Here is a 21,891-nt window from a genome sequence, read left to right as displayed (position 1 = left end):
CGACATGTTTAACTGGCTACGACGCAAGGATGAGCCGCCCCAAGCCCCCGAGACCCCAAAGTCCGGGGGCTTTTTCACGACTGAGCACGATCTGCGCGTCGGCCACACTGAGGCGTGGGCACATTTGCAGGCGTCAACGTTTCAGCGCTCGGTGGCCGATGATTTCCGTGCCGCCGGCGCCGGCATGGACGCGAACGAACTTGAAAACAGCGTCAAGCGTATTGCAATGCTCCGACAGGAAAACATGCCAGCCGCGCAGGTCGGTTGGTATGCGTCACAGAGCTTCATCGGCTACCAACTCTGCGCGTTGATCGCGCAGCACTGGCTGGTTGACAAGGCATGCGCGATGCCGGGTAAGGATGCAATCCGCAATGGCTATACGGTCACGGTCAACGACGGTACAAGAGTTGATGCGGGTGTCATTGACGCAATCCGCAAGGAGGATAAGCGTTTTCGAATCAACCACCAGATGCGCGAGTTCGTGCGCATGGGGCGTGTATTCGGCATTCGCATCGCCATGTTCGTGGTCCAGTCAACCGACCCTGAATATTATGCTAAGCCATTTAATCCAGATGGCGTGACACCCGGCAGCTACAAAGGCATCCGGCAAATCGACCCGTATTGGGCAGTCCCAGAATTAAGCTCGACGGCCGTAACCGACCCGACAAGCCTGCACTTCTATGAGCCGACTTACTGGCGAATCAATGGCAAGCCGATCCATCATTCGCACCTGATTATCTTGCGCACCGGAGAAGTTCCGGATGTGCTGAAACCGACCTACTACTACGGTGGCGTGCCGGTGCCACAGAAGATTTTCGAGCGCGTCTATGCTTCCGAACGCACGGCCAACGAGGCTCCGTTGCTCGCGATGTCCAAGCGCAGTACGGTCATTCACATGGATGTGGAAAATGCTGTCGCCAATCAGGCAAAGTTCGAGCAGCGGATGGCGACCTGGGCTCACTATCGCGACAACCACGGCATCAAGGTCGTTGGCACGGAAGAGCAGATCGAGCAGTTCGACACGGCGCTCGCGGACTTCGATGCGGTCATCATGACGCAGTATCAGCTTGTCGCAGCGGCGGCGAACGTGCCGGCCACCAAGCTGCTCGGCACATCGCCCAAGGGCTTCAACGCAACGGGCGAGTTCGAAGAAGCGAGCTACCACGAAGAACTGGAAAGCATTCAAGCGCATGACCTGACACCGCTGCTTGATCGTCATCACCTACTGGTCATCCGCTCGGAAATTGTGCCGAAGTTTGGCGTCCCGCCATTTGAGACGACGGTGGCATGGAATCCGCTGGATTCGATGACAGCGAAGGAACGCGCAGAAGTCAACAAGATGGAAGCGGAAACCGGAGCCATTCTGGTGCAGTCCGGTGCCATCGACGGTATTGATGAGCGCCGCCGCATTACTCAAGACCCCACTAGCGGCTACACGGGCATCGAACAAGCCATGCCGGCTGATCCGTTTGACGATCCCAACCATGAATTGCCCGAGCATGATGATGGCGCGTAAGCTACTGACTCGCAAAAAGGCAGTGTGGGCGGATCAGTTCAAGCCAGCTGTGCTACGCGGCAAGCCGCTGCGCGTCAGTGCTGGCCTACAAGCACGCTACCAGCAGGACCTTGAGCAGCTTGTTGCCGAGATGACAGCTGCCAGTCATAAAGAAATTGTCGCGCTGTTCGAGAGCCCGCCAGTGCAAGCCTTTTTTGCGCAGGACGCTAGCCTATCGAGCCAGGCACGCATCGTGACAAACGCGCTGATCCGGCGTGTACGCAAGCGCTTCGCGCTCAAGGCAAAGGCAATCGTGGATCGCATGGTCGCGGGTGCAGATAAGGCAAGCAGCGCCAGTTTGCACAGCAGCCTGCGTGACCTGTCCGGTGGACTATCTCTAAAAACCACAGCCCTGCCATCGACTACAAAAGAAATCCTCACCAGTTCAGTCGCCGAAAACGTTGGCCTCATCAAGTCGATTGCTGACCGGTATCTAGCCGGCGTACAGGGTGCGGTCATGCGTGCAATCAGCAGCGGCAACGGGCTACAAGACCTGATCCCCTATCTACATGAACAGGAAGGTGTTACCAAGCGACGCGCGCGAAACATCGCGCTGGATCAAACACGTAAGGTCTACAACGGCCTGAACAATGGGCGCTGTATGTCACTTGGCGTAACGCAAGGGGAGTGGGTGCATAGCGGCGGCGGGATACATCCTCGCGAACGCCATCTTGCCTTTGACGGCAAGGTGTTCAATCTGGCGAGGGGCGCGCCGGTCGGACCCAATGGGGCCTATGTGCGACCAGGGGAAGAGCCCAACTGTAAATGCAGCTTTATACCTGTCATTCGCTTTTCCCGAGGTGACGCATGACAAATCGCGTCATCGATACGAACGGCTGGGCTGAAATTCGAGGCAACCCGATTTCCAAGGTGGGTGTATTTCCTTATCTGGGCAGATCAATCGGCGCGCCTGAGCCTAGCCGCATTTACATGGTTTACCGGCCAGAAGAAGAGTTGGCCGATCCTGCTTGCATTGAATCGTTCAGGCTGCTGCCGTGGGTCGATGAACACGAAATGCTAGGCAGCGAGGATACCGGCTATATCGCGCCGGAAAAGAAGGGGATTCAAGGTGTCATTGGCGAGGACGTGTACTACGAAGACGGTGTGCTGAAAGGCAACATCAAAGTCTTCTCCGAATCACTCGCGGCGCTTATTCATAGCGGCAAGCGTGAGCTGTCCGCAGGCTATCGCTGCCAATACGAGTTTACCTGCGGCCAGTACAACGGCCAACGCTACGACGCCATTCAGCGAAAGATTCGGGGTAACCACCTCGCGTCTGTCCACGAAGGGCGCATGGGACCCGATGTCGCTGTCCTGGATCACATGACATTCACATTCGATGCAAAGGAGTTACTCATGACAAATACAAGCAAGGCAACGGGGCAAGATGAAGATGTGTCGCTTGCCGACGTAGTGAAACAGCTGATTCCGCTGGTGCAGGCGCTGGTCGGTTCGACACCTTCTGCCTCGCCGGACGGCGATGTAGACCCATCGATAATCGGCGACGATGCTCCGACCAAGACGCCGGTTGAAGAGGACGATGACACGCTGCCTGCCGAAGATGAAGACGATGATTCCCCCGCGGCGAAGGGCGATAAAGAGACAGCAGACGAGCAAGAAACCGCGCAAGCCATGGACGCGGCAATTAAGGCGCTTCGCACCGCATCCAAGACTGCACCGAAATCCATGCGCGCGAGCATGGACAGCGCCATTGCCGGATTGCGCAAGGCTTGCGCCGCCGTGCAAACCCAGTTGCAAAAATCTAGCAAGACGGTAGCGAGCGTTGACGCCGCCGAGGTCACGGCGCTACGCGCGCGCGTGGCTCATCTGGAGCGCAGTGCCGCCAAAGGAATCATGAGCGAGATCAGCAAACGCGATGCGCTGGCCAGCCGCTTGTCCGCTCACATCGGCACGTTTGATCACGCCGACAAGACGCTGGTTGAAGTGGCGCGCTACGGTGTCTCAAAACTCGGTATCGCTTGCGCCAAGGGGCAGGAGATAGCCGCGCTCGACGGTTATCTACACGGTCGCGAGGCCCCCAAACCGGGGCAAGGTATGGATGCAAAGCATCCGACCTCGAGCGAACTCGACCAATATTTGCAAGGAGTCTGACAACATGGCTTTCCAAACCACTGTTCGCGCCGACATGGCCTTCGGGGTGCCGGGCGAACTTTTTACCGATGGCCCGGTGCGCGCCGCGCCGTGGACCTTGGTGTCCTCGAAGCCCAACGTGATTGGCCATGCCTATACGCTCGCGGGCGACGGCGTGGCGCAAGTTGGCGGGACCGGGCAATTTGTGGGCATCCTCGTCCACCCCAAACACTATGCCTCGTATGGCGCAGCAGCCGGTACGCTCACGCCAACGATGGAATTACCCAATCAAAGCATCGGCGAACTGCTCACGATGGGCGAAATCGTGGTGAGCCTGCCTGCTGCCGCCGATGTGGGCTATGTGGTTATCTACGACACCACGACGGGCGCACTGTCCACCATCGAAGAAGATAGCGAGGTACCCAGCGGCAGCGTTGAAGTACCCAACGCGCTTGTTTCGCGCTACCTATCGACGGGGGCGGGATTGGCCGTGATCACGCTGACCAACTGAGGCACTGAGTATGCAAAGCAAAGAACATTCGTATATCGGTCCACGTGCAGTACGGCCGCTCAAGCTGTCGAGCGTCGCTGGCTATCAGGATCTGTCCCGTATCGGTATTGGCATGGATGCCGCAACCGTGCACCGCATGATGGCGGCGATGGACGCAGCGCTGGTACCCGGTTTAACTACACCGACGATTACCACGCCCGAGCAGTTCCTACAAAACTGGCTGCCCGGGTTTGTGGCGATTACCACGGCGGCGCGCACGATCGATGAATGCGTGGGCATCACGACAGCGGGCGCATGGGAAGATGAGGAAGTCGTGCAGGGCGTCATGGAGCTTACCGGTACATCCGTGCCATATGGGGATTACACGAACGTGCCGCTGTCGTCGTGGAACGTCAACTTCGAGCGGCGTACAGTGGTGCGTTTTGAAGAAGGCATGCGCGTTGGCACGCTCGAAGAAGCACGCGCTTCGCGGATGAAAGTGAATAGTGCCGAAGGCAAACGCGAAGCGGCAACGCTGGCGCTGGAGATCAACCGCAATCGCGTCGGATTTTACGGCTACAACGATGGAAACAATCGCACTTATGGACTTTTGAACGACCCCAGCCTGCCCGCGTATGTCACCTTGCCAATGGGTGGGGCCAATTCGACCCAATGGGCGTCCAAGACCTTCCTCGAAATTACAGCAGACATTCGCACGATGGTGGCCGATCTGCGCAACCAGACGCGTGGCGTGATCGACCCGAAAAAAGAACAACTGACGCTTGTTCTTGGCACGTCGGTCATCGATTATTTGACAGTCACTTCGATTTTTAGCGTGTCTGTGCAGGACTGGCTGACTAAGACCTATCCGACGATGCGCGTGGTGTCTTGCCCGGAATTTGATGCAGCCCATGCGGGCGACAATGTCGCATATCTGTACGCCGAAAGCGTCAGCGATCAATCGACCGACGGCGGTCAAACCTTTGTACAAGTCGTGCCAGCGAAATTCCGCGTGCTGGGGGTTCAGCAGCTCGCAAAAGGCTACGAAGAGGACTACTCCAATGCGACGGCTGGCGTAATGTGCAAGCGGCCGTATGCTGTCGTGCGTCGCACTGGACTTTAACGGAGAGCAATCATGCATTACGTGTACTCGACCGCAACATGCGATACCGCCTATGGCATGTGGATCAACAGTGGAAACGACTTGCCGATTCGTACGCGTGCGATCGTGATCAAAGGCGGTGCGGGCGTCGCCAACAAAAACTTAATTACACCTCGTGGTGTAGTAACGCAGGTGACGGACGAAGATTTGGCGCTGCTTGAAAAGGACGAAGCCTTTCAGCGGCATGTCAAACGTGGCTTTATCCACGTCGAGCGATCCAAAACCGATCCAGAGAAGGTTGCCGCGGATATGACCGGTCGCGATCAAGCGTCGCCGCTGGTACCGCAAGACTTTGCGGAGAAAAAGCGCCCTAAGACGCGGAGTGGATGATCGTGAGTGCGTCCATTCAATTGGATGTCAGCGCGTTTCGCGCAGCCTTTGCTGCATTCGAGAGCAAAACCGCGTATCCCGACACCGCGCTTTCGGCAACCTGGGCGGCGGCGACGTGCTATGTGAGTCCAGAGGATCATGGGCACCTGCAAGGCGATGACCGAGTCCGTGCGCTGAATCTGATGACGGCCCATCTCCTTGCGCTGGCGGACATAGTGAAAGGCGGTCAAACGCCGGGCATGGTGTCCACCGCAACCGTCGACAAGGTGCAAGTCACGCTTACCCCACCGCCTGTCAAGTCACAATGGCAATGGTGGCTGTCGCTCACCCCCTATGGGCAGCAGCTCCTTGCGTTGCTGTCGGCTGCTGCCGTGGGTGGCTTTTATATTAGCGGGCTGCCGGAAGGATCGGCATTTCGTCGCGTGTACGGCATCTATCCCTGATGCCTAGGCCGCCTGGGTTTGGCGGTCCTATTTCCTAAGTTAATTCAATGGCCAAGGTAATACGCAAGCCCGGCCCCGGCGGTGCACGTCTGCATCAAGCGTTGCAGGATATCGGCGGCCATATCGGCAAGGTTGGCTGGTTTGAATCCTCCAAATATCAGGATGGCACACCAGTCGCCTATATAGCCGCCATCCATGAGTATGGCGTGCCAGAGAAAGGCATTCCGATGCGCGCGACGATGCGCCCAACGGCTCAGGCACAACGAGCGCAATGGGCAAAGCTGGCACAGCAGGGCTATACGGCGGTGTTTCGTGGCACGGATACGCCAGCCGCAGTTACGGAGAAAGTGTCGGCCAAAGCAGCTGGCGATATTCGCCGCGCCATCTCAAGAATCCGTACCCCCCCGCTGAAGGTCGCTACCGTCAAGGCAAGACTTCGTGGCAAGAAGCAAGGCCGCGTCGTCTCGTTGACTGCGGCTAAGCCGCTGGTCGATTCCGGTGTGCTCTTGAATACGCTCACACATATCGTGGAGGACAAATCGTGATGCCAGGCTCTAACCTGCTTAGTCTTGCGTTGTCCGTGATTGGCAAGCAACGTGTCGAGTATTACCGATTCTTGGGGCGCGAGACCAACGATGTGGGCATCGATGTGAACCGGTATGCGCCGCCTGTGCCGCTGTATGGCAGCGTACAAGCTGTTGACCGGAACCTATACCAATACCTTGGCCTTGATTTTCAGAAGCGCTACATCCGTCTGTATGCGTGTGCGCAGTTACAGGATGTAGCCCGCGACCGATCGAGCGATCAAATCGAGTTTGCCAGTCAGCGCTATCAACTGCTGTCGGATGCCGATTGGTTCAACATCAACGGCTGGGACGGCGCGCTTTGCGTACAGATATGACAGACAACAAACTGTTCCGCATTCTGCTACCGTTGATTCGTGACGGGCTGCGCGCGAATGACATTGCCGACATTGCCATCAAGCAGCAGTATCAGCCGACGCAACAAGGCACGCCAAGTGGCCCGGTGGTGTTTTTGAACAAAATCGGCGATTACCGGTACGGTTTTCCGCAGCGCAAAAGCGTCTGGGATCGCGAAGCCGGGCAGTTCGTCCATACCGAGTCGGTGTGGATGCACACTGCGTTTCAAGTGAACGTACTTGCACCGCAAAAGCCTGAGCAGCCTGATTGGCTGACGGCATCCGATCTGCTGAACCTGATCGCGTGCATCCTGCAAAGCGATGCTGGGCGCCACACGTTGCAGTCGCATCAAGTCGGCATCTATCGCGTGCAAGACATTCGCCACACTTATTTTGCTGATGACCGGGATTGCTTCGAAGCCAGCCCGTCATTCGATTTCATCCTCACCCATTTGCGCACGCTGGCCAGCCGGGCTCCATCGGTTGACGCGTTCGAGACAAACATTCGTTGCATCTAGGAGCCACTGATGGCCATTCGATTTCCCAAGTACGTTGACGTGACATCGGGCGTCGGCGCATCGGCCGGTGTGCGCCGGCGCGATTTAATCGGGCGTTTTTTTACGACAAATGCGCTGCTGCCGCCGAAAGCGGTGGTCGAGTTCGATAACCTCGATGACGTTGGGCGCTATTTTGGCACGGCCTCGGAGGAATACGCCCGCGCGTCTTTCTATTTCGGTTGGATCTCAAAAAACATTACGCGCGCGCAGAAAATCAGCTTCGCGCGCTGGGTGGATGCCGCCGTCGCGCCGATGATCTTTGGGGCGGCAGTGACTGTGCCATTGTCTCGATTCCAAGCCGTGACGGCTGGCGAGCTGACAATACAGCTTGGCGCAGATATCCACTCCGTATCGCCGTTGTCGTTCGCGGAAGCCCTCAGTTTTGCCGACGTGGCATCGGTTTTACAAGCAGCCATTCGTGCCTCAGGTGAGGGCCCTCTTTGGGAGGGCGCAATGGTCACGTTCGACGCGCGGAAAAACGGCTTCCATTTCACAACCACCAGTACGTGTGCCAATGTAAAGGTCGCTGTCCTGTCCGGCACGATCCATACTATGCTGGGTTGGGATGATCGCGCGATCTACGCCGATGGCGCAGCCGCCGAAACGATCAGTGATGTGCTGGCCGCTTCGACCGAGCTATCCAACAATTTCGGCTCGTTCACGTTCCTGCGGGCGCTTTCCACAGCCGAGACAGAAGAAGCAGCGAAGTGGAACGCGGCGCAGAATGTGATGTACCAGTTCCATACGCGCGTGTTATCAGCCGATGCGGCAGCCTACTATGAAGCGCTCAAAGGTTACGCGGGAACCGGTCTAACGCTCATCGGCGCAAGCGGCGAATACCCCGAGCAACTTCCGATGATGATCCTGGCCGCCACCGATTACAGCCGTCGTAACTCGGTGCAAAACTACATGTTCCAGCAAGCGGCGCTTACGCCCAGTGTGACGACGACGCCTGAATCGGATCGGTTGGATGCGTTGCGCGTGAACTACTACGGCCGCACGCAAACGGCTGGACAAGTACTCGACTTCTATCAGCGCGGCGTGCTGATGGGGGGTGCCACTGCGCCGACAGACATGAATGTCTACGCTAACGAACAATGGCTCAAGGATGCGGCCGGCAGCGCCATTATGGAACTGCTGATGTCGCTGGCGAAGGTATCGGCCAACGTGCAAGGACGTGGTCAACTGATCGCGACGCTGCAAAGCGTGGTCAATCAGGCGTTACTCAACGGCACGATCAGCGTCGGCAAGGAGCTGAACAATACGCAGCAGCTGTATATCATCAATATGACGGGTGAAGCCGATGCGTGGCGGCAGGTCCAGACCATCGGTTACTGGCTCGACTGCGTGATTCAGTCCATTGTGACGCCAGACGGACGCACCGAATACAAGGCCGTCTACACCCTCATCTACAGCAAAGACGATGCCATCCGAAAAGTGGACGGAAGCCACGTCTTGATTTGATCCAGCCCAGGAGTAACGATGGAAAACATCTCAGGCTTCGGCCTTGTGGTGCAGGTATGTGCATCTAAAACGTTTCCCGCCGGTTTTACGGTCACGCAGTTCGCCGACGATGGCGATCCGTTTGACATTCCGAGCATTCAAGTGAATGACAAGGCGATGGGGCTCAATGGCGATTTGATCGTCTGGTCCAAAGCCAACCCAATCACAGTGACGTTGAACCTGATTCCAGGAAGTGACGATGACAAGAACATGTCGATTTTGCTTGAAGCAAACCGGGTTGGACGTGGCAAACAGAGTGCAAAAGACGAAATCACGATGGCAGCGATCTACCCGGACGCCCGCATACTCACGCTGACCAAGGGGGTCATCACTGACGGCATGCCTGCCAGCAGTGTAGCCAGCGCAGGGCGGATGAAAAGCAAGCCGTACATCTTTGCTTTTGAGAACCGGACGGGGACATCATGAGTCTATTGCTTGAGCCCAAGGAAATATTGATTAGAACGATGGCGGGCGAGGATCGCCCCTACATCCTGTCGAAATTTCCCGCCATTGCGGGCCGCGAGATCGTCTCGCAATACCCGATCAGTGCGGTGCCGAAACTCGGCGACTACAAGACTAACGAGGCGCTCATGTTAAAAATCATGGGCTTCGTAGCGGTGCCGCTTGACAACGGCGAATTGCGATTATCGACTGCCGCACTGGTTGACAATCATGTGCCGGACTATGAGACGTTAATGAAAATCGAGTTCCATATGATGGACTACAACACGTCTTTTTTCTCAAGCGGAAAGGTCTCGACTTTCTTAGGCAATGTCGAGAGCAAGGCGATAGCGTGGATTTCCAAAACGTTGACGCACTTGTTGGAGCGATCCTTTCTGAAGGACGTGCCACGCTCCAGGAATTGAGAACGGTCTACACGTTGGAGGATGCTTTCATCCTCTGGGAGAGCATCGCTATTCCCCGCTACAACGAATGGCTGGCTGCTGAGCATGCCAGACGGACATCGAAATGAGCATTCTTGAGACGTTCTATATCCTGTTCGATTCGGATGCACAGGAAGTCAAGCAAGGAGCACAAGAAGCCGAAAAGGCGACCGAACAGCTTGAGAAAAAGATCAAGGGTGCGGATATGGCGGCCACCCAACTTGGCAAGTCGTTCAAGTCGCTAATCGGGGCGGCCACCGGTGCGATTGCTGGTGTTTTGTCGTTGGGCGCACTGGTATCCGGCGTGGCGCGCACTGTGGCCGGCGCCGACGCGCTCGGTCAGAGTTCTGAGGCACTGCGTGTCGAGGTCGAGACATTGCACGCATGGAGTGAAGCGGCCGAGCGCTGCGGCGGCAGTGGCGAGGCATTCCGAAAGACACTTACCGGCCTGAATGAAAAGGTCACTGAACTTACCAAGACTGGAAAAGGTGACATTGGCCCATTGCTACAACGGCTCGGCGTGCGGTTTCGTGATCTGAACGGCAACGTCAAGGCCATGCCACAACTGCTGCTGGATCTCGCCCAGTCGTTTGAGCGTTTAAACAAAACGGAATCCGCCGCATTAGGCAGAAAGATGGGGCTGGACGACGCCACCATCGCTCTGTTGCAGAAAGGGCGGCAAGCGCTCGAAGAACAAATCAAGCGGCAAAAAGAGCTTGGCGTTGTCAACAAGACCGATGCTGAAGCGGTAAAGCAATACACCGAGCAGCTCGGCAAGGCCAGGAACGCCTTAAGTGATCTCGGACAGGTATTTCAATACATGTTCACGAATCTCTCGACCACAGTGCTGCCCGCCTTGACGTGGTTGCTGAAGAAGTTTGAAGCGCTCACGGCCTACCTGGCAGACCATAGCGACCTAGTAAAAGGCTCCTTCATCGGACTGGCGATGGTACTGACGGCGCTGTACTTGCCTGCTGTCTTGAGCGCCGCCACCGCGACACTCGCGTTGGTCGCGCCCTATCTGCTGATCGGCGCGGCCATTACAGCGGTCGGTGCGCTGTTCGCGCTGGCCTACGAGGATGTGATGGCGTTTCTCGATGGCAACGACTCGCTGATCGGCGAGATGGCGAAACGCTGGCCAATTATTGGCGAAATCGTGCATGGGGTTGCGGATGTGTTTTCGTTTCTGTTTGATTTGGTGAGGGCTGGACTGACCTTCATGACCGATCTGATTGACGAGCCTGAGAAAGCATTTGAGCGCTTTTCGGCGAATGTGCGTGCCGCGTTCGACAAGCTGTTGAACACAATACCCGCCCTTAAGCCGGTTATGACCTTGATCGGCGATGTATTTGATCAGGTAGGCCACACCGTCAAAGCCACGTGGAACGGGATCGTCGCAGCGATCGAAACCGTCATCGGCTTTGCCTCACGCGGCTTGAAGATCATTAGTGGCGCGCTGGGGCAGGTGAAATCTTTTCTCGGCCTTGGGGACGCCGTGCCATCGCAAGGTGGAGCAGCATCCAAGGGCGTAGCGGCCGCAGATCATGCTGGCGTCATCGTTGGCAAACAGGTGCTGGCCGCCACTTCAACGCCGCTGGCGGCACAGACCTCAGCCAGTATTACGCATGCAAACCGCAGTGTGAGCAAGAGCATGAATGTGCAGACGGGACCCATCACGATCCATACCCAGGCCACGGATGGCGATGCGGTCAATCAGGCCCTCAGCCGTGGTTTGGGGCAGGAGCTGAGTACGACATTGAACCATTTTGATGACGGAGTGGCAGCGTGATTACCGGCTTCATTCCGACCGCCGCCGTCGATGTCGTCGGCGTGTTCGATGCAGGCTTTCAGCAGCTTTTTGGCGACGCGCGGCCGATAAAGGCGACGGTCAAGGAAGCGTCAAAGGCAATGGAGCATCCCATTGAATCGGGCGCAACGATGATCGACCACCGGATCATCTTGCCGGTTGAGATCGAGTTGAAGATGATGCTGGCCGGGGCAACATATCGGGACACTTATCGGCAAATCCGTGAGATGTTTCGAAAGGGTGACACGCTGACGGTGCAGACGAAGGCGGGCAGCTACGCCAACATGCTGATCGCAGAAATGCCGCATGAGGAAGCGCCTGATGCCCTCGGCACCCTCGTGCTCACGCTGAAGCTTAAGGAAGTGCAGGTCGTCACGGCACGATACGAAAAACTGTCCGTCCGGAAAGTTAGGGACAAGACGCACGCATCCACCGTGCAGCGTGGCGAGCAATCTGGGAAACCCGCGAAAAGGAAAGCGTCCACGCTTCACGACATCTTCGTTTAAAGTAGTCTTCGTTTGATGTAATCGCCATGATTCAAATTCCACTCGATGCGATCCCTAATCAATCGCTGTCGATTCGGCTCGACTCACGCCGCTACGAAATCACGGTCCAGGCCCTATCTGGGATGATAGCCGCGACGATTGCCCGTGACGGAGAGATGCTTGTGCAAGGGATTCGGTGTGCTGCTGGTACGCCTGTGCTGCCGTTCCGGTATCTAGAAGACGGCGCTGGCAACTTCGTGTTTCTGACGGAGGATGAGGAATATCCCGACTACACAAAGTTCAACAGTACGCATCAGCTTGTGTACCTTAGTGGTGCCGAACTTGCACAGGTTCGCCAGTGAAGCCAATGGATAAACTCGATCCACGCATCGTGCGTGTGGGCATCGAAATGAACGGCGAACTGAAGACATATGACGATCTGGCGATTATCGCAACCGGCTCCAAGTTCGCAAACGCCTTGCAGAATGAAGCCGAGATTCGTGTTTCGAATCTGTCCAAAGCGGACCGCGAATACCTGTTGACGGAAACTAGCCCGTTCAACCTGAATCGTACACCCAAGCGCATTGTGCTGGACGTAGGCCGACGCTCCACTGGAGCATCGCGCGTGTTTGTCGGCGACATTTCCAGCTGCCTGCCATCTCAGCCGCCAGACATCACGCTGACGTTCAAGTCATCGACCGGGCAATTTCAGAAGGGCAACATACTTGCGCGCAGCCAGGCTGGCATCGCATCCCTATCGGCCATCGCTAAACAGATAGCGGGCGATCTCGGACTCACGCTGCGCTTCGAGGCGACAGACAAGAACATCGCGAACTACGCGTTTGCCGGCGGCGCGCTGAAACAGGTAGACCGGCTCGGCGAAGCCGGGGGCGTGAACGCCTATGTCGATGACAACACACTGGTCGTAAAAAACTACAACGTGGCGCTGAGCGGCGAGGCACGTGTGCTGAGCGAGTCCACCGGCATGATCGGCATCCCCGAAATCACCGAGCAGGGCGTCAAGGTCAAGTATCTTTTTGATACCACGACCTGCCTGGGCGGTGCATTAACCATCGACAGCAAGTTGAATCCAGCCACGAGCGGCAGTTACGTCATCTTCAAGCTGCATTTTGAACTCGCCAACCGCGACACCCCGTTCTACTGGATCGCGGAGGCCAAACGCGCAGATACCCGATGATGAGTGACTACACCATCCCAAGTCATGATCCGGCGAACACAGGGGGATTAGCGGGCACGCTGCGCGAAGTGTTTAAGAAGCTGATTCAGGGCGTCGATGACATGCTGCCCGCAAAGATTGTCGGCTACGACCGCAACCGCAATGTAGCAACAGTGCAACCGCAGATCATGATGCTGACTACCGAGAACCGGACATTATCCCGGCCGCCATTGGCCTGTGTGCCCGTACTAGCACTGGGCGGCGGCGGCTTTGTGATGTCGTTTCCGTTCAAACCCGGCGACGCTGGCTGGATCAAGGCCAGCGACCGCGATATCTCGCTATATCTTCAATCCGGCTCCGAAGCCGGACCCAATACGCAGCGCCTGCATTCGTTCGCTGACGGTCTGTTCATCCCGGATGTGATGCGCGGCTACACGCTGGCCGACGAAGATGAAGCGAACGCAGTCCTGCAAAGTGCGGATGGCTTGGTACGTGTCGCACTCTGGCCGGACAAGCTCAAGTTGACTGCGCCGATGGTCGAACTTGAGGCAGCGAATGTGCACTGTACGGGCAATCTCACAGCCGAAGGGCGCGTGACCGGGTGCGGCGGCGTGACGTTCGGCGAAACACCGGCCGAAACACACCGGCATGACGGCGTTCAACGCGGCAGCGACAGCAGTGGAGGCCCAATTTGAAAAGCCTTGCAACGAATCAACGCAATGACCTGTTCATCAACGCTGACGGCAGCCTCGCCCTCGCGCGCGACATCGAGGCGGTCAAGCAGGACTGCCAGCATGCGATGCAAGCCCAACTGGGTGAAATGGTGTTCGCACTGGACCGCGGAATGCCCACGCGAGATCTAGTGTGGCACGACACAAATCTGGTGCAGTTTGAAGCCTACGCGCGCCAGACGCTGCGCGCGGTAGGCTGCGTCGTTGACGTTACTGCCTTCGAGGTTGCAATCGTGGACAACGCGCTGCGCTACAGCGCGACCATCCAGACCGTTTTTGGACCTGCTGACCTGACGAACGACCATGACTGACACCTACGACTATTTGACGCGCACGGGTGTGATCGTGCCAGACACAGCGGGGGTGCTCGATACGGTTCGCAATGAATGGCGTGGCGTATTGGGCGACGATCTGTCGGTGGCGGAGGAAACGCCTCAGGGTGTGCTGATTACGGCTGATGCGCTGGCCCGCAACAGCGTGATTCGTAACAATGCGGCGCTCGCCAACCAGATCAACCCGAACGAAGCGGGCGGCGTATTTCTAGATGCGCTCTGCGCGTTGACTGGACTTGAACGCGCGAAAGCCCAGCGTTCGAGCATCGCCGACGTCGAGGTGACCGGCATCCCGAATACGGTGATCCGCCAAGGGTTGCGTGCACGCACCGAGGCGGGCGAGCTATTCGAGACAACGGAAACGGTTGTGCTGGCGCGGGATGGACGGGCGAAGGTTGGTTTTCGTGCCGTGGAGTACGGCCCCGTTGCTGCGCCCGCCGGCACGTTGCGGCACATTGTCGATAGCATCCTGGGATGGGAAACCGTCCATAACCCCGAAAACGCGAAGCTTGGGCGAGGTCGGCAATCCGATGCCAGTCTGCGTAGGCTGCGCAAACAGACGCTCGCGCTGCAAGGCGTCTCCCTCTGTGAAGCAATCACCTCCGCGCTCTACGCAACGGAAGGGGTGCAAAGTCTGCAATTTCGCGAGAATACCGAGAGCGTTGCGCAAGTCATTGATGGCGTAGTCATGAAGCCACACTCGATTTGGGTGTGCATCGATGGCGGGACAGACGCCGATATTGCACAAGCGCTGTTGAAGAACAAAAGCGCTGGCGCAGGCTGGAATGGTACGGTGCAAGTCAATGCAGTTGACCCGGCTTCGGGCCAATCATACCGCGTTCGGTTCGATCGTCCGATACGGCGCGATTTCCTTGCGCGCGTCACGGTACGCGCGGCCTCCTCGGTTGCCGATCCGCAAATTGCCGTGCGTGACGCTATTCTTGCCTACTCGGAAAAACGCATTGAAGGTGAGACGGGCTTTACGGTTGGCACTAGCGTGTCACCGTTTGAACTGGCCGCAGCCGTCAATCGCTATGTACCGGGCCTCTACGTGCAGCGGCTGGAGGTCTCCCATCTCTTGCCGATCAATTATGTAACGACTGAAATTCCTCTTGGGATTTGGGAGAAGGCAGCGATTGCGCCGTCAGGCATTCAGGTCATCGTTGTGTAGCCACACCAAGCAGCATTGAGAAAGGCGAAAGCCCCGAACCGTTGGCAGCGGTCGGGGCTTTCTTGCATCAACCCGTTGTAAAGGGCAACGAGGAGAGCTTGTGAAGAAGTGTACGACATTCTTAAGAGAGCTGGAAATGATCTCGGACGAGCTGAAACTATCCCGCTATTGGCCTATCTGGTTCATCGCATTCCTAATCGCGGCATCGACCCTTTGTACATGTAATTCGCTGGTGGTAAGTCAATGAGAATCCAGGCATTCGATTTCTCAGTCGATTTGCTGCAAGCGTTGCTCTGGCAGTACAACGACGCGGACAATCTGCGTGGACTGCTGGAGCGCAAGCAAGCATGGTACAGCCAGAATCACACCGCGTTTTGGGAAAATTGGATTCGCGATGTATTTGACCTACGTACCGCCAACGATTTCGGGCTGTCGGTCTGGTCGGCCATTCTTGGCGTGCCGCTTGCTGTCACTGTGGATCCAACCAAGCCAGGAACACCCGTTTTTAGTTTTGGTGTGTCCAATCGAAATTTCGAGCAGGGCAGTTTCGGCTGCAAGTCTTCCTCGACAGTGGGTCTTACCGTCGAACAGAAGCGCATGGTGCTGCGGTTGCGCTATTTCCAGCTCGTCTCACGTAGCACGATTCCCGAAATCAACCAGTTTATGAAGATGCTCCTGGGCGATCAGGGGCAGGTCTATGTGCTTGACCCGAATGACATGACTTATGTCGTTTATGTCTTCACCTTTCAACCCAATCCCGGGTTGACCTTCGTGCTCGACACCTATGATTTGCTGCCGCGTCCGGCAGGCGTCGGCGTGCGCCGGATTGTCGTCACTCGGCCGTCGTTCGGCTTCGGCGAGCACAACAAGAACTTCAAACATGGAACCTTCTCGGAGTGAAAAATGCAGCAGAAATTCTTTGTTAAATCGTTTGCTGAGGCAGGCGACCGCGAAGCGGTGCCAAACAATATCCAGACCACCGGCGATGTCAGTTATGAGCAGGGCTACGGCTACGACTATCAACGCGACCAAGCAATTGATCCACTGGCCAAGCCGATTGAGCGCAACAAGCACAATGCCATCTTGCACGACATCACCGAGGCGGTGCAGCAGTATCAGGTTTTTGGCACGCCGGAGTGGATCACGGCAGAGGACAATGACGGGGTGCCTTATCCTTATGCCCGCCGCGCGCATGTGCGGTACCGGGCAAGCGAGACGGGTCCGTGGGACGTGTACGAATCGCTCGTGGATAATAATACGACCGAGCCGAGCGACGCGACGAAATGGGCTTCAGTTGTATCGGTGGTTGCGTCGCAAGAACAAGCCGCTGCTGGAACTGACAACAGTACAATCATGACGCCGCTTCGTGTCACACAAGCGATTGCCGCTTCATCGAGCAACGTAGGGCAAGTTGGCTATTTCTTCCGATCTTCCGCTCCGATGGGTTGGTTAGCGGCGGATGGAGCTATGGTGTCTCGTACCGAATACGCTGCCCTATGGGAAGCGATGGGATGTCCCGACACGGGTGATGGCCTTACGACATTCACTTTACCTGACTTGCGCGGCTACTTTCTGCGTGGGCTGGACCTGGGTGCGGGCCGAGACTTTGGCAGGACGTTGGGCAGTGTGCAGGACAGTCAGAATAAAGCACACGCTCACGCGGCGTCGGCGAGCGCGGATGGCAATCACGTTCACTCGGCATGGACTGACGAGCAAGGCTTGCACCGTCACGGTGTTCACGATCCAGGCCACAACCACGGAACAGAAGTACCACATGGCGGCGGCCACGCTCATTTCCGGTCAGTAGTCGGCCCTTTTGGGATCAGTGGTTACTACAATACGCATCACGCTCATACAGGCATCTCAATCCATGATGCCGGTAACCATGCCCACAGCGTTAGCATTGGCGACGCCGGAAATCATTCCCACACAATTACAGTAAACGGCGACGGCGGCGAGGAAGCGCGTCCGGCCAACATTGCGCTCTTAGTGTGTATTAAAATTTGAGCCGAGCACATGCAGCTGGTGAGTATAAATTTAGCTTGAATAATATTCTGATGTTAGGCAAAATGTTATTTGCAGTGAATGGTGCGGCGGAAATTTATATTTACACGGTTTAAAGAAGGTAAAATAAATGAAAGTGATGTCAAGAGAAATTTCAAAATTTTTGCCAAAACGACTAACTTCAATAATCCGTTATTTGGGTTGGGCGGATGCTCCTTATAAATGGAAGTTTTCCCGTGGTGATTGCCCTTTATGCGGGCGAAGCATATTTGTTTCTATAAAGCCAAGCCCTTTTATGACAAGATGCTTAAAATGCATGGCAAATGTCACCAATTTATCTCTCATTCCAGTTGTCAAATCTCATTGCGGTGGTGCATATTTAGGTCGTATCGCCTATGAGCTATCTATTTACGGTAGTACGCTTCATTGGCTAGAAAAAAACTTTAATGCAGTGATTTCTAGTGAATTTTTTCCTGGGTGTAATTTGGGTGAGCGAGTTAATGGATGCTTGAATCAAGATGTGCAGAATTTAACTTTTGATGATAATAGTATTGACCTCGTTACGTCTAATCAAGTATTTGAGCATGTGCCGGATGATATAAAGGGATACAAAGAATGCTTGCGTGTTTTGCGAAAAGGTGGGGCCTTGATTTTTAGTGTTCCTCTATACGATATAGAAAACACTCGACAAATTGCTTATTTAAATGGCGAGGATATCGTTTTCATTGGTGAGCCTGAATATCATGATAGCCGGATAGGTGGGGCAAAATCGGCACCTGCTTTTTGGCATCATTCGATTAATGATATTGCAAAACGGGTTGCCAGTGTAGGTTTTTCCAAAGTAAAATTAGTTGATGTTACAATTGCAAGCTCACAACGAGAGCCGGAAAAAGTCATTTATGCAGTTAAGTAGGCGGATGACCATAGGCTTATGAGAAAGTCCAGTATAAGGTCCACAAGCGGCAGCACTACATGACGCTTCCACGTGAATTTTTATGAATGCATCACACCCAGGCATTAGCATTCACCATGTCAATGTCGCAATTGGCGACGCGGGCGGTGGCGTCGCACACGAGAACAGACCACCGTACTACGCACTGTGCTTTGTCGAATATCGGAGCATTTGATCTAGGAGCCACTGTACTAGTTAGTTTGCCAAACGTTATCGGTCAGTCGGTAACGACCATGTCTGTACGGCATTCTGGCTCATGCTATGTTGAATAAAACTGCGCTGCTTTCCAGACTTGTAAAAATAGGGTATCTTTGTTTTTATGACGGCGCACGCAGGCTGGTGAACAGTTTGTTGCTTAGTCAGCTCAGATAAGCATCTTACAGGAGTTGAACAAAGAATCGTGGATAATAGTCAAGCTAACAGCATTGCTTATACTGGTGCAAATCTGCTAATTGACAATGAAAAAAATCTAAAAAATTATAATAATTGGATTGTCAGGAAATTTATACGGTGCTTTCGTAAAAATAAATTCAATGAGAATTCAGTGCTCGATTTTGGCGCAGGCGTAGGGACTTTAAGCACTATTTTTTGGAAAAAAACTGGTATAAAGCCTGTGGTTGTGGAGCCCGATCTGCAACAGCGCGAAACCTTGCTTGCTAGAAAATTCAACACTTACAAATGTATCGGTGATGTAGAAGGGCAGTTCGATATGGTTTATACTTCGAACGTTCTTGAGCATATCAAAGATGACGTTGCTGCACTTTCTGAGATTAAAAATAAACTTAATCCAGGTGGCCGTTTAGCTATTTTTGTTCCGGCATTCGAAATAATTTGGACAAGTATGGACGATAAAGTTGGACATTATCGCCGGTACACGATTCCAATGTTGAGGGCCAGTTTAGATAAAGCTGGCTTTGAGGTCGAGGAAATTAGCTACCGAGACTCGCTTGGTTTCATAATGGCAATCGCCTTTAAGTTTATTGGGAATAAATCAGGTGAGCCGAGTCGGTTTTCGCTGGTCCTATTTGATAGGATTATTTTTCCTGTTAGTCTCGCGTTGGACCTGGTTGCGAAACATATATTCGGAAAAAATATTCTAGCTATTGCTAAGCCCAAAAATATCAATCCATAATATTATAAAGGGCTCCGATTTTCTGCGAACCCGGCTCCACCTACGCCGGGTTATTTCGTTTCCTTACTTAAAAAGCGACAGACATGACAGGAAACGCGACACGCCCACTCGGGAACATGAAAACCGACCACTATACTATGCACTATGCTGTGTAGATTATTGAGGTAGTTAATGCTAAAGATTCCTTGTTAATCGAAAAGTATTTTAATTTTACTTAAAGAAAAAAGTCGGGAGAAATTTAACTGATGTTGGAATCAGTGAGGTCTAGTGCGACTTGCCGCTGGAGAACGATGTGATGCGTTCGGCCATGTGGCTTGATCGCCACCTCCCATGGTAGCGCAGTCTCGATGCGGTACGCCAGTGCGTTATAGCCTTTACCATGGGCGGCATGCTAAGGCTTGTTCAAAGGGCCTATGCCGAACGCACTGAGTTGGCGGAGGGGATGCGCCGCAGCAAGGAAAGGACCCCGATTTTCGACATCACTCCAGCGAAATCCTAGGCGCAAGACAAAGCACATTGGCACCGACGCCATCGTCGTGTGGAAGGTGCTTGTCTTAAGGCCAATGGAGAAGAATATGCGCTGCGCGGCCATCGAAGCCAATCCGATCCGTAAACTATGGACAAAGATGGAAAACGACGCCAGGGGCGGCCGACTCTCGGCTATCTAATGCGTAAACAGCCTGAGCTGTCTTTGTGTCTGCGTAAGCCAGTCAAACGATTTGTCACGCGCTCGCCTTCTCAGGCTCAACCGCGAGCCTCACGCCAAGCGCATGCAGTAGCTTGACGATTGTCTCATAACGCGGCTTGGATCCTGGTGACAGCGTTTTGTACATGCTCTCACGGCCTAGTCCAGCCACCTCTGCGACCTTCGCAATACCGCGAGCCTTCGCAATATCTGAGATTGCCGCTGTGAGTAGGTCAGGATCACCTTCCGCAATAGCGGCATTGAGATAGGCCGCGACCATTTCCTCGCTGTCCAAGTGCTCCGACACGTCAAAACGTGAAATCTTGATCTTGCTCATGTCTGGTCCTTGATCACTTTCCCCATGGCTTTCGCGCGTTTGATATCGACCTTTTGCGTTGACTTGTCGCCACCGCAAAGCAACAAGTATGTTACGCGCCCTTCACGCGCAAAGTAGACTTGGTAGCCCTACCCGACGTTGATCTTCATTTCTGATACGCCGTCTTCCAACACCTTGTACTCACCGAAGTTCCCTTGCTCGGCTCGTCTGATCCGCAGGTAGATCGCGGCACGCGCCGTCAAGTCTGTGAGACCGTCAACCCATGTGCTGAATTCTTCGGTAGCGGTGATGGTATTCATACAAGCATAGTATCCAAATGGATACTAAATGGCAAGAGAATTTTGACTACCAGCCGCTCGTGCGGCTTTTTGTTTACTGCCTCGAACTGGAACGCACATGAGGGAAACATTCGACATGCCGACGCTTCTGTCGGAATTGAGCCGTGATGAAGGGCGGCAGTTAAAACCTTACTTGGACACGGTGGGCAAAACCACCATCGGTGTCGGACGCAACTTAACAGATGTCGGAATCAGTGATAGCGAATGCAATCTACTACTGGAAAACGATGTAATGCGCTCGGTCACGTGGCTTGATCGCCACCTGCCGTGGTGGCGTAGTCTCGATGCGGTACGCCAGCGCGTCATCATCAATATGGCTTTCAATATGGGCCGCAAGCTGCTCACGTTTGCGAACACGCTGGCTGCGATGCAGCGCGGTGGTTATGAAGCGGCGGCCAACGGCATGCTTGCCTCGAAGTGGGCCACGCAAGTGGGCGCTCGCGCACAACGTCTGGCGAGCATGATGCGCACCGGAGCAAGTTGATGCAACTCGATGAACACGAAAAAAATCTACTGGCGTTGGCCTTCATCGGCGCAATACTGGGGCTGGGCAAGTTGCTTGCCGATGGGGAGCGGATCAGGCCACGACTGGTGGTGGGCCGCGTCATTGTCGGTGCGGGGCTGTCGATGAGCGCTGGCGCAGTCTTGACGGCATTCCCCGATCTATCTTCGACCGGGCTGGTGGGTACCGCTTCGCTGTTTGGCATCCTTGGGCAAAATGCGCTTGAGGCGGTCGTTCAAAAATTCGTCGGGCGAATGCCGGCCGGACAAGAAGGCTCGGATGCGCAGTAAAGCCATAGTGGCTA

At 55.0% G+C, this 21,891-nt stretch carries 29 protein-coding genes; 27 read left to right on the top strand and 2 right to left on the bottom strand.

The features are described 5' to 3' along the window. Nucleotides 1-4: 4 nt before the first annotated feature. From IHE30_RS02715 to IHE30_RS02595, 25 genes are all read left to right on the top strand, one after another. On the top strand, nucleotides 5-1,516 hold the full coding sequence (locus tag IHE30_RS02715) for a phage portal protein (protein ID WP_337688621.1): 1,512 nt from the start codon (nucleotides 5-7) through the stop codon (nucleotides 1,514-1,516). Then, nucleotides 1,485-2,366 (top strand): phage head morphogenesis protein, encoded by an 882-nt coding sequence (locus tag IHE30_RS02710; protein ID WP_337688619.1) that lies wholly within the window; start codon nucleotides 1,485-1,487, stop codon nucleotides 2,364-2,366. Before IHE30_RS02715 ends, IHE30_RS02710 begins: the two co-directional genes overlap by 32 nt. Next, nucleotides 2,363-3,667, top strand: a complete 1,305-nt coding sequence (locus IHE30_RS02705; protein ID WP_337688617.1) for a DUF2213 domain-containing protein — start codon at nucleotides 2,363-2,365, stop codon at nucleotides 3,665-3,667. The genes IHE30_RS02710 and IHE30_RS02705 overlap by 4 nt, the downstream gene beginning before the upstream one ends. Nucleotides 3,668-3,671: 4 nt before the next feature. Next, nucleotides 3,672-4,157, top strand: coding sequence for a structural cement protein Gp24 (locus tag IHE30_RS02700; RefSeq protein ID WP_237070045.1), 486 nt, complete (start codon nucleotides 3,672-3,674; stop codon nucleotides 4,155-4,157). A gap of 10 nt (nucleotides 4,158-4,167) precedes the next feature. Further along, entirely contained in the window at nucleotides 4,168-5,259 is a 1,092-nt protein-coding gene (locus IHE30_RS02695) for a major capsid family protein (protein ID WP_337688613.1), read from the top strand. A gap of 12 nt (nucleotides 5,260-5,271) precedes the next feature. Next, nucleotides 5,272-5,628 (top strand): hypothetical protein, encoded by a 357-nt coding sequence (locus tag IHE30_RS02690; RefSeq protein ID WP_337688611.1) that lies wholly within the window; start codon nucleotides 5,272-5,274, stop codon nucleotides 5,626-5,628. A gap of 2 nt (nucleotides 5,629-5,630) precedes the next feature. After that, a complete protein-coding gene (locus IHE30_RS02685; protein WP_337688609.1) occupies nucleotides 5,631-6,071 on the top strand; it encodes a DUF4054 domain-containing protein in 441 nt (146 codons plus the stop codon). A gap of 101 nt (nucleotides 6,072-6,172) precedes the next feature. Then, nucleotides 6,173-6,616: a hypothetical protein gene (locus IHE30_RS02680; protein WP_337688607.1), complete on the top strand. Its 444-nt coding sequence runs from the start codon at nucleotides 6,173-6,175 to the stop codon at nucleotides 6,614-6,616. Continuing rightward, complete coding sequence (locus tag IHE30_RS02675) at nucleotides 6,616-6,972, top strand: phage collar protein (RefSeq protein ID WP_337688605.1); 357 nt, start codon at nucleotides 6,616-6,618, stop codon at nucleotides 6,970-6,972. The genes IHE30_RS02680 and IHE30_RS02675 overlap by 1 nt, the downstream gene beginning before the upstream one ends. Then, entirely contained in the window at nucleotides 6,969-7,508 is a 540-nt protein-coding gene (locus tag IHE30_RS02670; RefSeq protein ID WP_337688603.1) for a phage gateway protein, read from the top strand. The genes IHE30_RS02675 and IHE30_RS02670 overlap by 4 nt, the downstream gene beginning before the upstream one ends. A 9-nt stretch (nucleotides 7,509-7,517) precedes the next feature. Next, nucleotides 7,518-9,011 (top strand): DUF3383 domain-containing protein, encoded by a 1,494-nt coding sequence (locus IHE30_RS02665; protein WP_337688601.1) that lies wholly within the window; start codon nucleotides 7,518-7,520, stop codon nucleotides 9,009-9,011. Nucleotides 9,012-9,029: 18 nt separating this feature from the next. Then, complete coding sequence (locus IHE30_RS02660) at nucleotides 9,030-9,476, top strand: phage tail fiber protein (protein ID WP_013434695.1); 447 nt, start codon at nucleotides 9,030-9,032, stop codon at nucleotides 9,474-9,476. Then, nucleotides 9,473-9,916, top strand: coding sequence for a hypothetical protein (locus tag IHE30_RS02655; RefSeq protein WP_337688597.1), 444 nt, complete (start codon nucleotides 9,473-9,475; stop codon nucleotides 9,914-9,916). The genes IHE30_RS02660 and IHE30_RS02655 overlap by 4 nt, the downstream gene beginning before the upstream one ends. Nucleotides 9,917-10,211: 295 nt before the next feature. Then, the gene (locus IHE30_RS02650; protein WP_337688596.1) at nucleotides 10,212-11,723 is read left to right on the top strand and encodes a hypothetical protein; all 1,512 of its coding nucleotides are present in this window, start codon (nucleotides 10,212-10,214) and stop codon (nucleotides 11,721-11,723) included. Continuing rightward, nucleotides 11,720-12,247, top strand: coding sequence for a phage baseplate protein (locus IHE30_RS02645; RefSeq protein ID WP_337688594.1), 528 nt, complete (start codon nucleotides 11,720-11,722; stop codon nucleotides 12,245-12,247). Before IHE30_RS02650 ends, IHE30_RS02645 begins: the two co-directional genes overlap by 4 nt. Before the next feature lie 26 nt (nucleotides 12,248-12,273). Then, a complete protein-coding gene (locus tag IHE30_RS02640) occupies nucleotides 12,274-12,588 on the top strand; it encodes a phage baseplate plug family protein (protein WP_013434700.1) in 315 nt (104 codons plus the stop codon). 5 nt (nucleotides 12,589-12,593) lie between these two features. Then, complete coding sequence (locus IHE30_RS02635; RefSeq protein WP_337688590.1) at nucleotides 12,594-13,424, top strand: baseplate hub protein; 831 nt, start codon at nucleotides 12,594-12,596, stop codon at nucleotides 13,422-13,424. Continuing rightward, complete coding sequence (locus IHE30_RS02630) at nucleotides 13,424-14,098, top strand: Gp138 family membrane-puncturing spike protein (RefSeq protein ID WP_337688588.1); 675 nt, start codon at nucleotides 13,424-13,426, stop codon at nucleotides 14,096-14,098. Before IHE30_RS02635 ends, IHE30_RS02630 begins: the two co-directional genes overlap by 1 nt. Beyond that, nucleotides 14,095-14,445 carry a hypothetical protein gene (locus IHE30_RS02625; protein ID WP_337688586.1) on the top strand — a complete coding sequence of 117 codons (351 nt, stop codon included), beginning with the start codon at nucleotides 14,095-14,097 and terminating at the stop codon, nucleotides 14,443-14,445. The genes IHE30_RS02630 and IHE30_RS02625 overlap by 4 nt, the downstream gene beginning before the upstream one ends. After that, nucleotides 14,438-15,637: a baseplate J/gp47 family protein gene (locus IHE30_RS02620; protein ID WP_337688584.1), complete on the top strand. Its 1,200-nt coding sequence runs from the start codon at nucleotides 14,438-14,440 to the stop codon at nucleotides 15,635-15,637. Before IHE30_RS02625 ends, IHE30_RS02620 begins: the two co-directional genes overlap by 8 nt. Before the next feature lie 243 nt (nucleotides 15,638-15,880). Then, entirely contained in the window at nucleotides 15,881-16,537 is a 657-nt protein-coding gene (locus tag IHE30_RS02615; RefSeq protein ID WP_337688583.1) for a DUF2612 domain-containing protein, read from the top strand. Between the two features lie 3 nt (nucleotides 16,538-16,540). Next, complete coding sequence (locus IHE30_RS02610; protein WP_337688581.1) at nucleotides 16,541-17,644, top strand: phage tail protein; 1,104 nt, start codon at nucleotides 16,541-16,543, stop codon at nucleotides 17,642-17,644. Nucleotides 17,645-17,771: 127 nt separating this feature from the next. Continuing rightward, entirely contained in the window at nucleotides 17,772-18,554 is a 783-nt protein-coding gene (locus tag IHE30_RS02605) for a class I SAM-dependent methyltransferase (RefSeq protein ID WP_337688579.1), read from the top strand. Nucleotides 18,555-18,636: 82 nt separating this feature from the next. Next, a complete protein-coding gene (locus IHE30_RS02600) occupies nucleotides 18,637-18,768 on the top strand; it encodes a hypothetical protein (protein WP_337688577.1) in 132 nt (43 codons plus the stop codon). A 225-nt stretch (nucleotides 18,769-18,993) separates the two neighbouring features. Next, nucleotides 18,994-19,725, top strand: a complete 732-nt coding sequence (locus tag IHE30_RS02595; RefSeq protein ID WP_337688575.1) for a class I SAM-dependent methyltransferase — start codon at nucleotides 18,994-18,996, stop codon at nucleotides 19,723-19,725. A 722-nt stretch (nucleotides 19,726-20,447) separates the two neighbouring features. Here IHE30_RS02595 and IHE30_RS02590 read toward each other — a convergent pair. Further along, entirely contained in the window at nucleotides 20,448-20,747 is a 300-nt protein-coding gene (locus IHE30_RS02590) for an addiction module antidote protein (protein ID WP_337688573.1), read from the bottom strand. A gap of 128 nt (nucleotides 20,748-20,875) precedes the next feature. Beyond that, nucleotides 20,876-21,046 (bottom strand): hypothetical protein, encoded by a 171-nt coding sequence (locus tag IHE30_RS02585; RefSeq protein WP_337688571.1) that lies wholly within the window; start codon nucleotides 21,044-21,046, stop codon nucleotides 20,876-20,878. A 97-nt stretch (nucleotides 21,047-21,143) separates the two neighbouring features. On the opposite strand from IHE30_RS02585, the gene IHE30_RS02580 reads away from it, so the two are divergent. Together IHE30_RS02580 and IHE30_RS02575 are read left to right on the top strand one after the other, a co-directional pair. After that, nucleotides 21,144-21,569: a glycoside hydrolase family protein gene (locus IHE30_RS02580; RefSeq protein WP_443193582.1), complete on the top strand. Its 426-nt coding sequence runs from the start codon at nucleotides 21,144-21,146 to the stop codon at nucleotides 21,567-21,569. Next, nucleotides 21,569-21,877 (top strand): holin, encoded by a 309-nt coding sequence (locus tag IHE30_RS02575; protein WP_337688567.1) that lies wholly within the window; start codon nucleotides 21,569-21,571, stop codon nucleotides 21,875-21,877. The genes IHE30_RS02580 and IHE30_RS02575 overlap by 1 nt, the downstream gene beginning before the upstream one ends. Nucleotides 21,878-21,891: the final 14 nt, after the last annotated feature.

This window comes from Mycetohabitans sp. B46, from assembly GCF_037389205.1.
Classification (GTDB): Bacteria; Pseudomonadota; Gammaproteobacteria; order Burkholderiales; family Burkholderiaceae; genus Mycetohabitans.
Note: the sequence above shows the minus strand (reverse complement) of the source record. Positions and strands in the feature narration are given on the sequence as shown.

What these genes read in the sequence shown, in the direction of transcription:
- IHE30_RS02715 (WP_337688621.1), top strand. Translation starts at nt 5, where the DNA reads ATGTTTAACTGGCTACGACGCAAGGATGAGCCGCCCCAAGCCCCCGAG.
- IHE30_RS02710 (WP_337688619.1), top strand. Translation starts at nt 1,485, where the DNA reads ATGAATTGCCCGAGCATGATGATGGCGCGTAAGCTACTGACTCGCAAA.
- IHE30_RS02705 (WP_337688617.1), top strand. Translation starts at nt 2,363, where the DNA reads ATGACAAATCGCGTCATCGATACGAACGGCTGGGCTGAAATTCGAGGC.
- IHE30_RS02700 (WP_237070045.1), top strand. Translation starts at nt 3,672, where the DNA reads ATGGCTTTCCAAACCACTGTTCGCGCCGACATGGCCTTCGGGGTGCCG.
- IHE30_RS02695 (WP_337688613.1), top strand. Translation starts at nt 4,168, where the DNA reads ATGCAAAGCAAAGAACATTCGTATATCGGTCCACGTGCAGTACGGCCG.
- IHE30_RS02690 (WP_337688611.1), top strand. Translation starts at nt 5,272, where the DNA reads ATGCATTACGTGTACTCGACCGCAACATGCGATACCGCCTATGGCATG.
- IHE30_RS02675 (WP_337688605.1), top strand. Translation starts at nt 6,616, where the DNA reads ATGCCAGGCTCTAACCTGCTTAGTCTTGCGTTGTCCGTGATTGGCAAG.
- IHE30_RS02670 (WP_337688603.1), top strand. Translation starts at nt 6,969, where the DNA reads ATGACAGACAACAAACTGTTCCGCATTCTGCTACCGTTGATTCGTGAC.
- IHE30_RS02665 (WP_337688601.1), top strand. Translation starts at nt 7,518, where the DNA reads ATGGCCATTCGATTTCCCAAGTACGTTGACGTGACATCGGGCGTCGGC.
- IHE30_RS02660 (WP_013434695.1), top strand. Translation starts at nt 9,030, where the DNA reads ATGGAAAACATCTCAGGCTTCGGCCTTGTGGTGCAGGTATGTGCATCT.
- IHE30_RS02655 (WP_337688597.1), top strand. Translation starts at nt 9,473, where the DNA reads ATGAGTCTATTGCTTGAGCCCAAGGAAATATTGATTAGAACGATGGCG.
- IHE30_RS02640 (WP_013434700.1), top strand. Translation starts at nt 12,274, where the DNA reads ATGATTCAAATTCCACTCGATGCGATCCCTAATCAATCGCTGTCGATT.
- IHE30_RS02635 (WP_337688590.1), top strand. Translation starts at nt 12,594, where the DNA reads ATGGATAAACTCGATCCACGCATCGTGCGTGTGGGCATCGAAATGAAC.
- IHE30_RS02630 (WP_337688588.1), top strand. Translation starts at nt 13,424, where the DNA reads ATGAGTGACTACACCATCCCAAGTCATGATCCGGCGAACACAGGGGGA.
- IHE30_RS02620 (WP_337688584.1), top strand. Translation starts at nt 14,438, where the DNA reads ATGACTGACACCTACGACTATTTGACGCGCACGGGTGTGATCGTGCCA.
- IHE30_RS02615 (WP_337688583.1), top strand. Translation starts at nt 15,881, where the DNA reads ATGAGAATCCAGGCATTCGATTTCTCAGTCGATTTGCTGCAAGCGTTG.
- IHE30_RS02610 (WP_337688581.1), top strand. Translation starts at nt 16,541, where the DNA reads ATGCAGCAGAAATTCTTTGTTAAATCGTTTGCTGAGGCAGGCGACCGC.
- IHE30_RS02605 (WP_337688579.1), top strand. Translation starts at nt 17,772, where the DNA reads ATGAAAGTGATGTCAAGAGAAATTTCAAAATTTTTGCCAAAACGACTA.
- IHE30_RS02600 (WP_337688577.1), top strand. Translation starts at nt 18,637, where the DNA reads ATGAATGCATCACACCCAGGCATTAGCATTCACCATGTCAATGTCGCA.
- IHE30_RS02590 (WP_337688573.1), bottom strand. Translation starts at nt 20,747, where the DNA reads ATGAGCAAGATCAAGATTTCACGTTTTGACGTGTCGGAGCACTTGGAC.
- IHE30_RS02585 (WP_337688571.1), bottom strand. Translation starts at nt 21,046, where the DNA reads ATGAATACCATCACCGCTACCGAAGAATTCAGCACATGGGTTGACGGT.
- IHE30_RS02580 (WP_443193582.1), top strand. Translation starts at nt 21,144, where the DNA reads ATGAGGGAAACATTCGACATGCCGACGCTTCTGTCGGAATTGAGCCGT.
- IHE30_RS02575 (WP_337688567.1), top strand. Translation starts at nt 21,569, where the DNA reads ATGCAACTCGATGAACACGAAAAAAATCTACTGGCGTTGGCCTTCATC.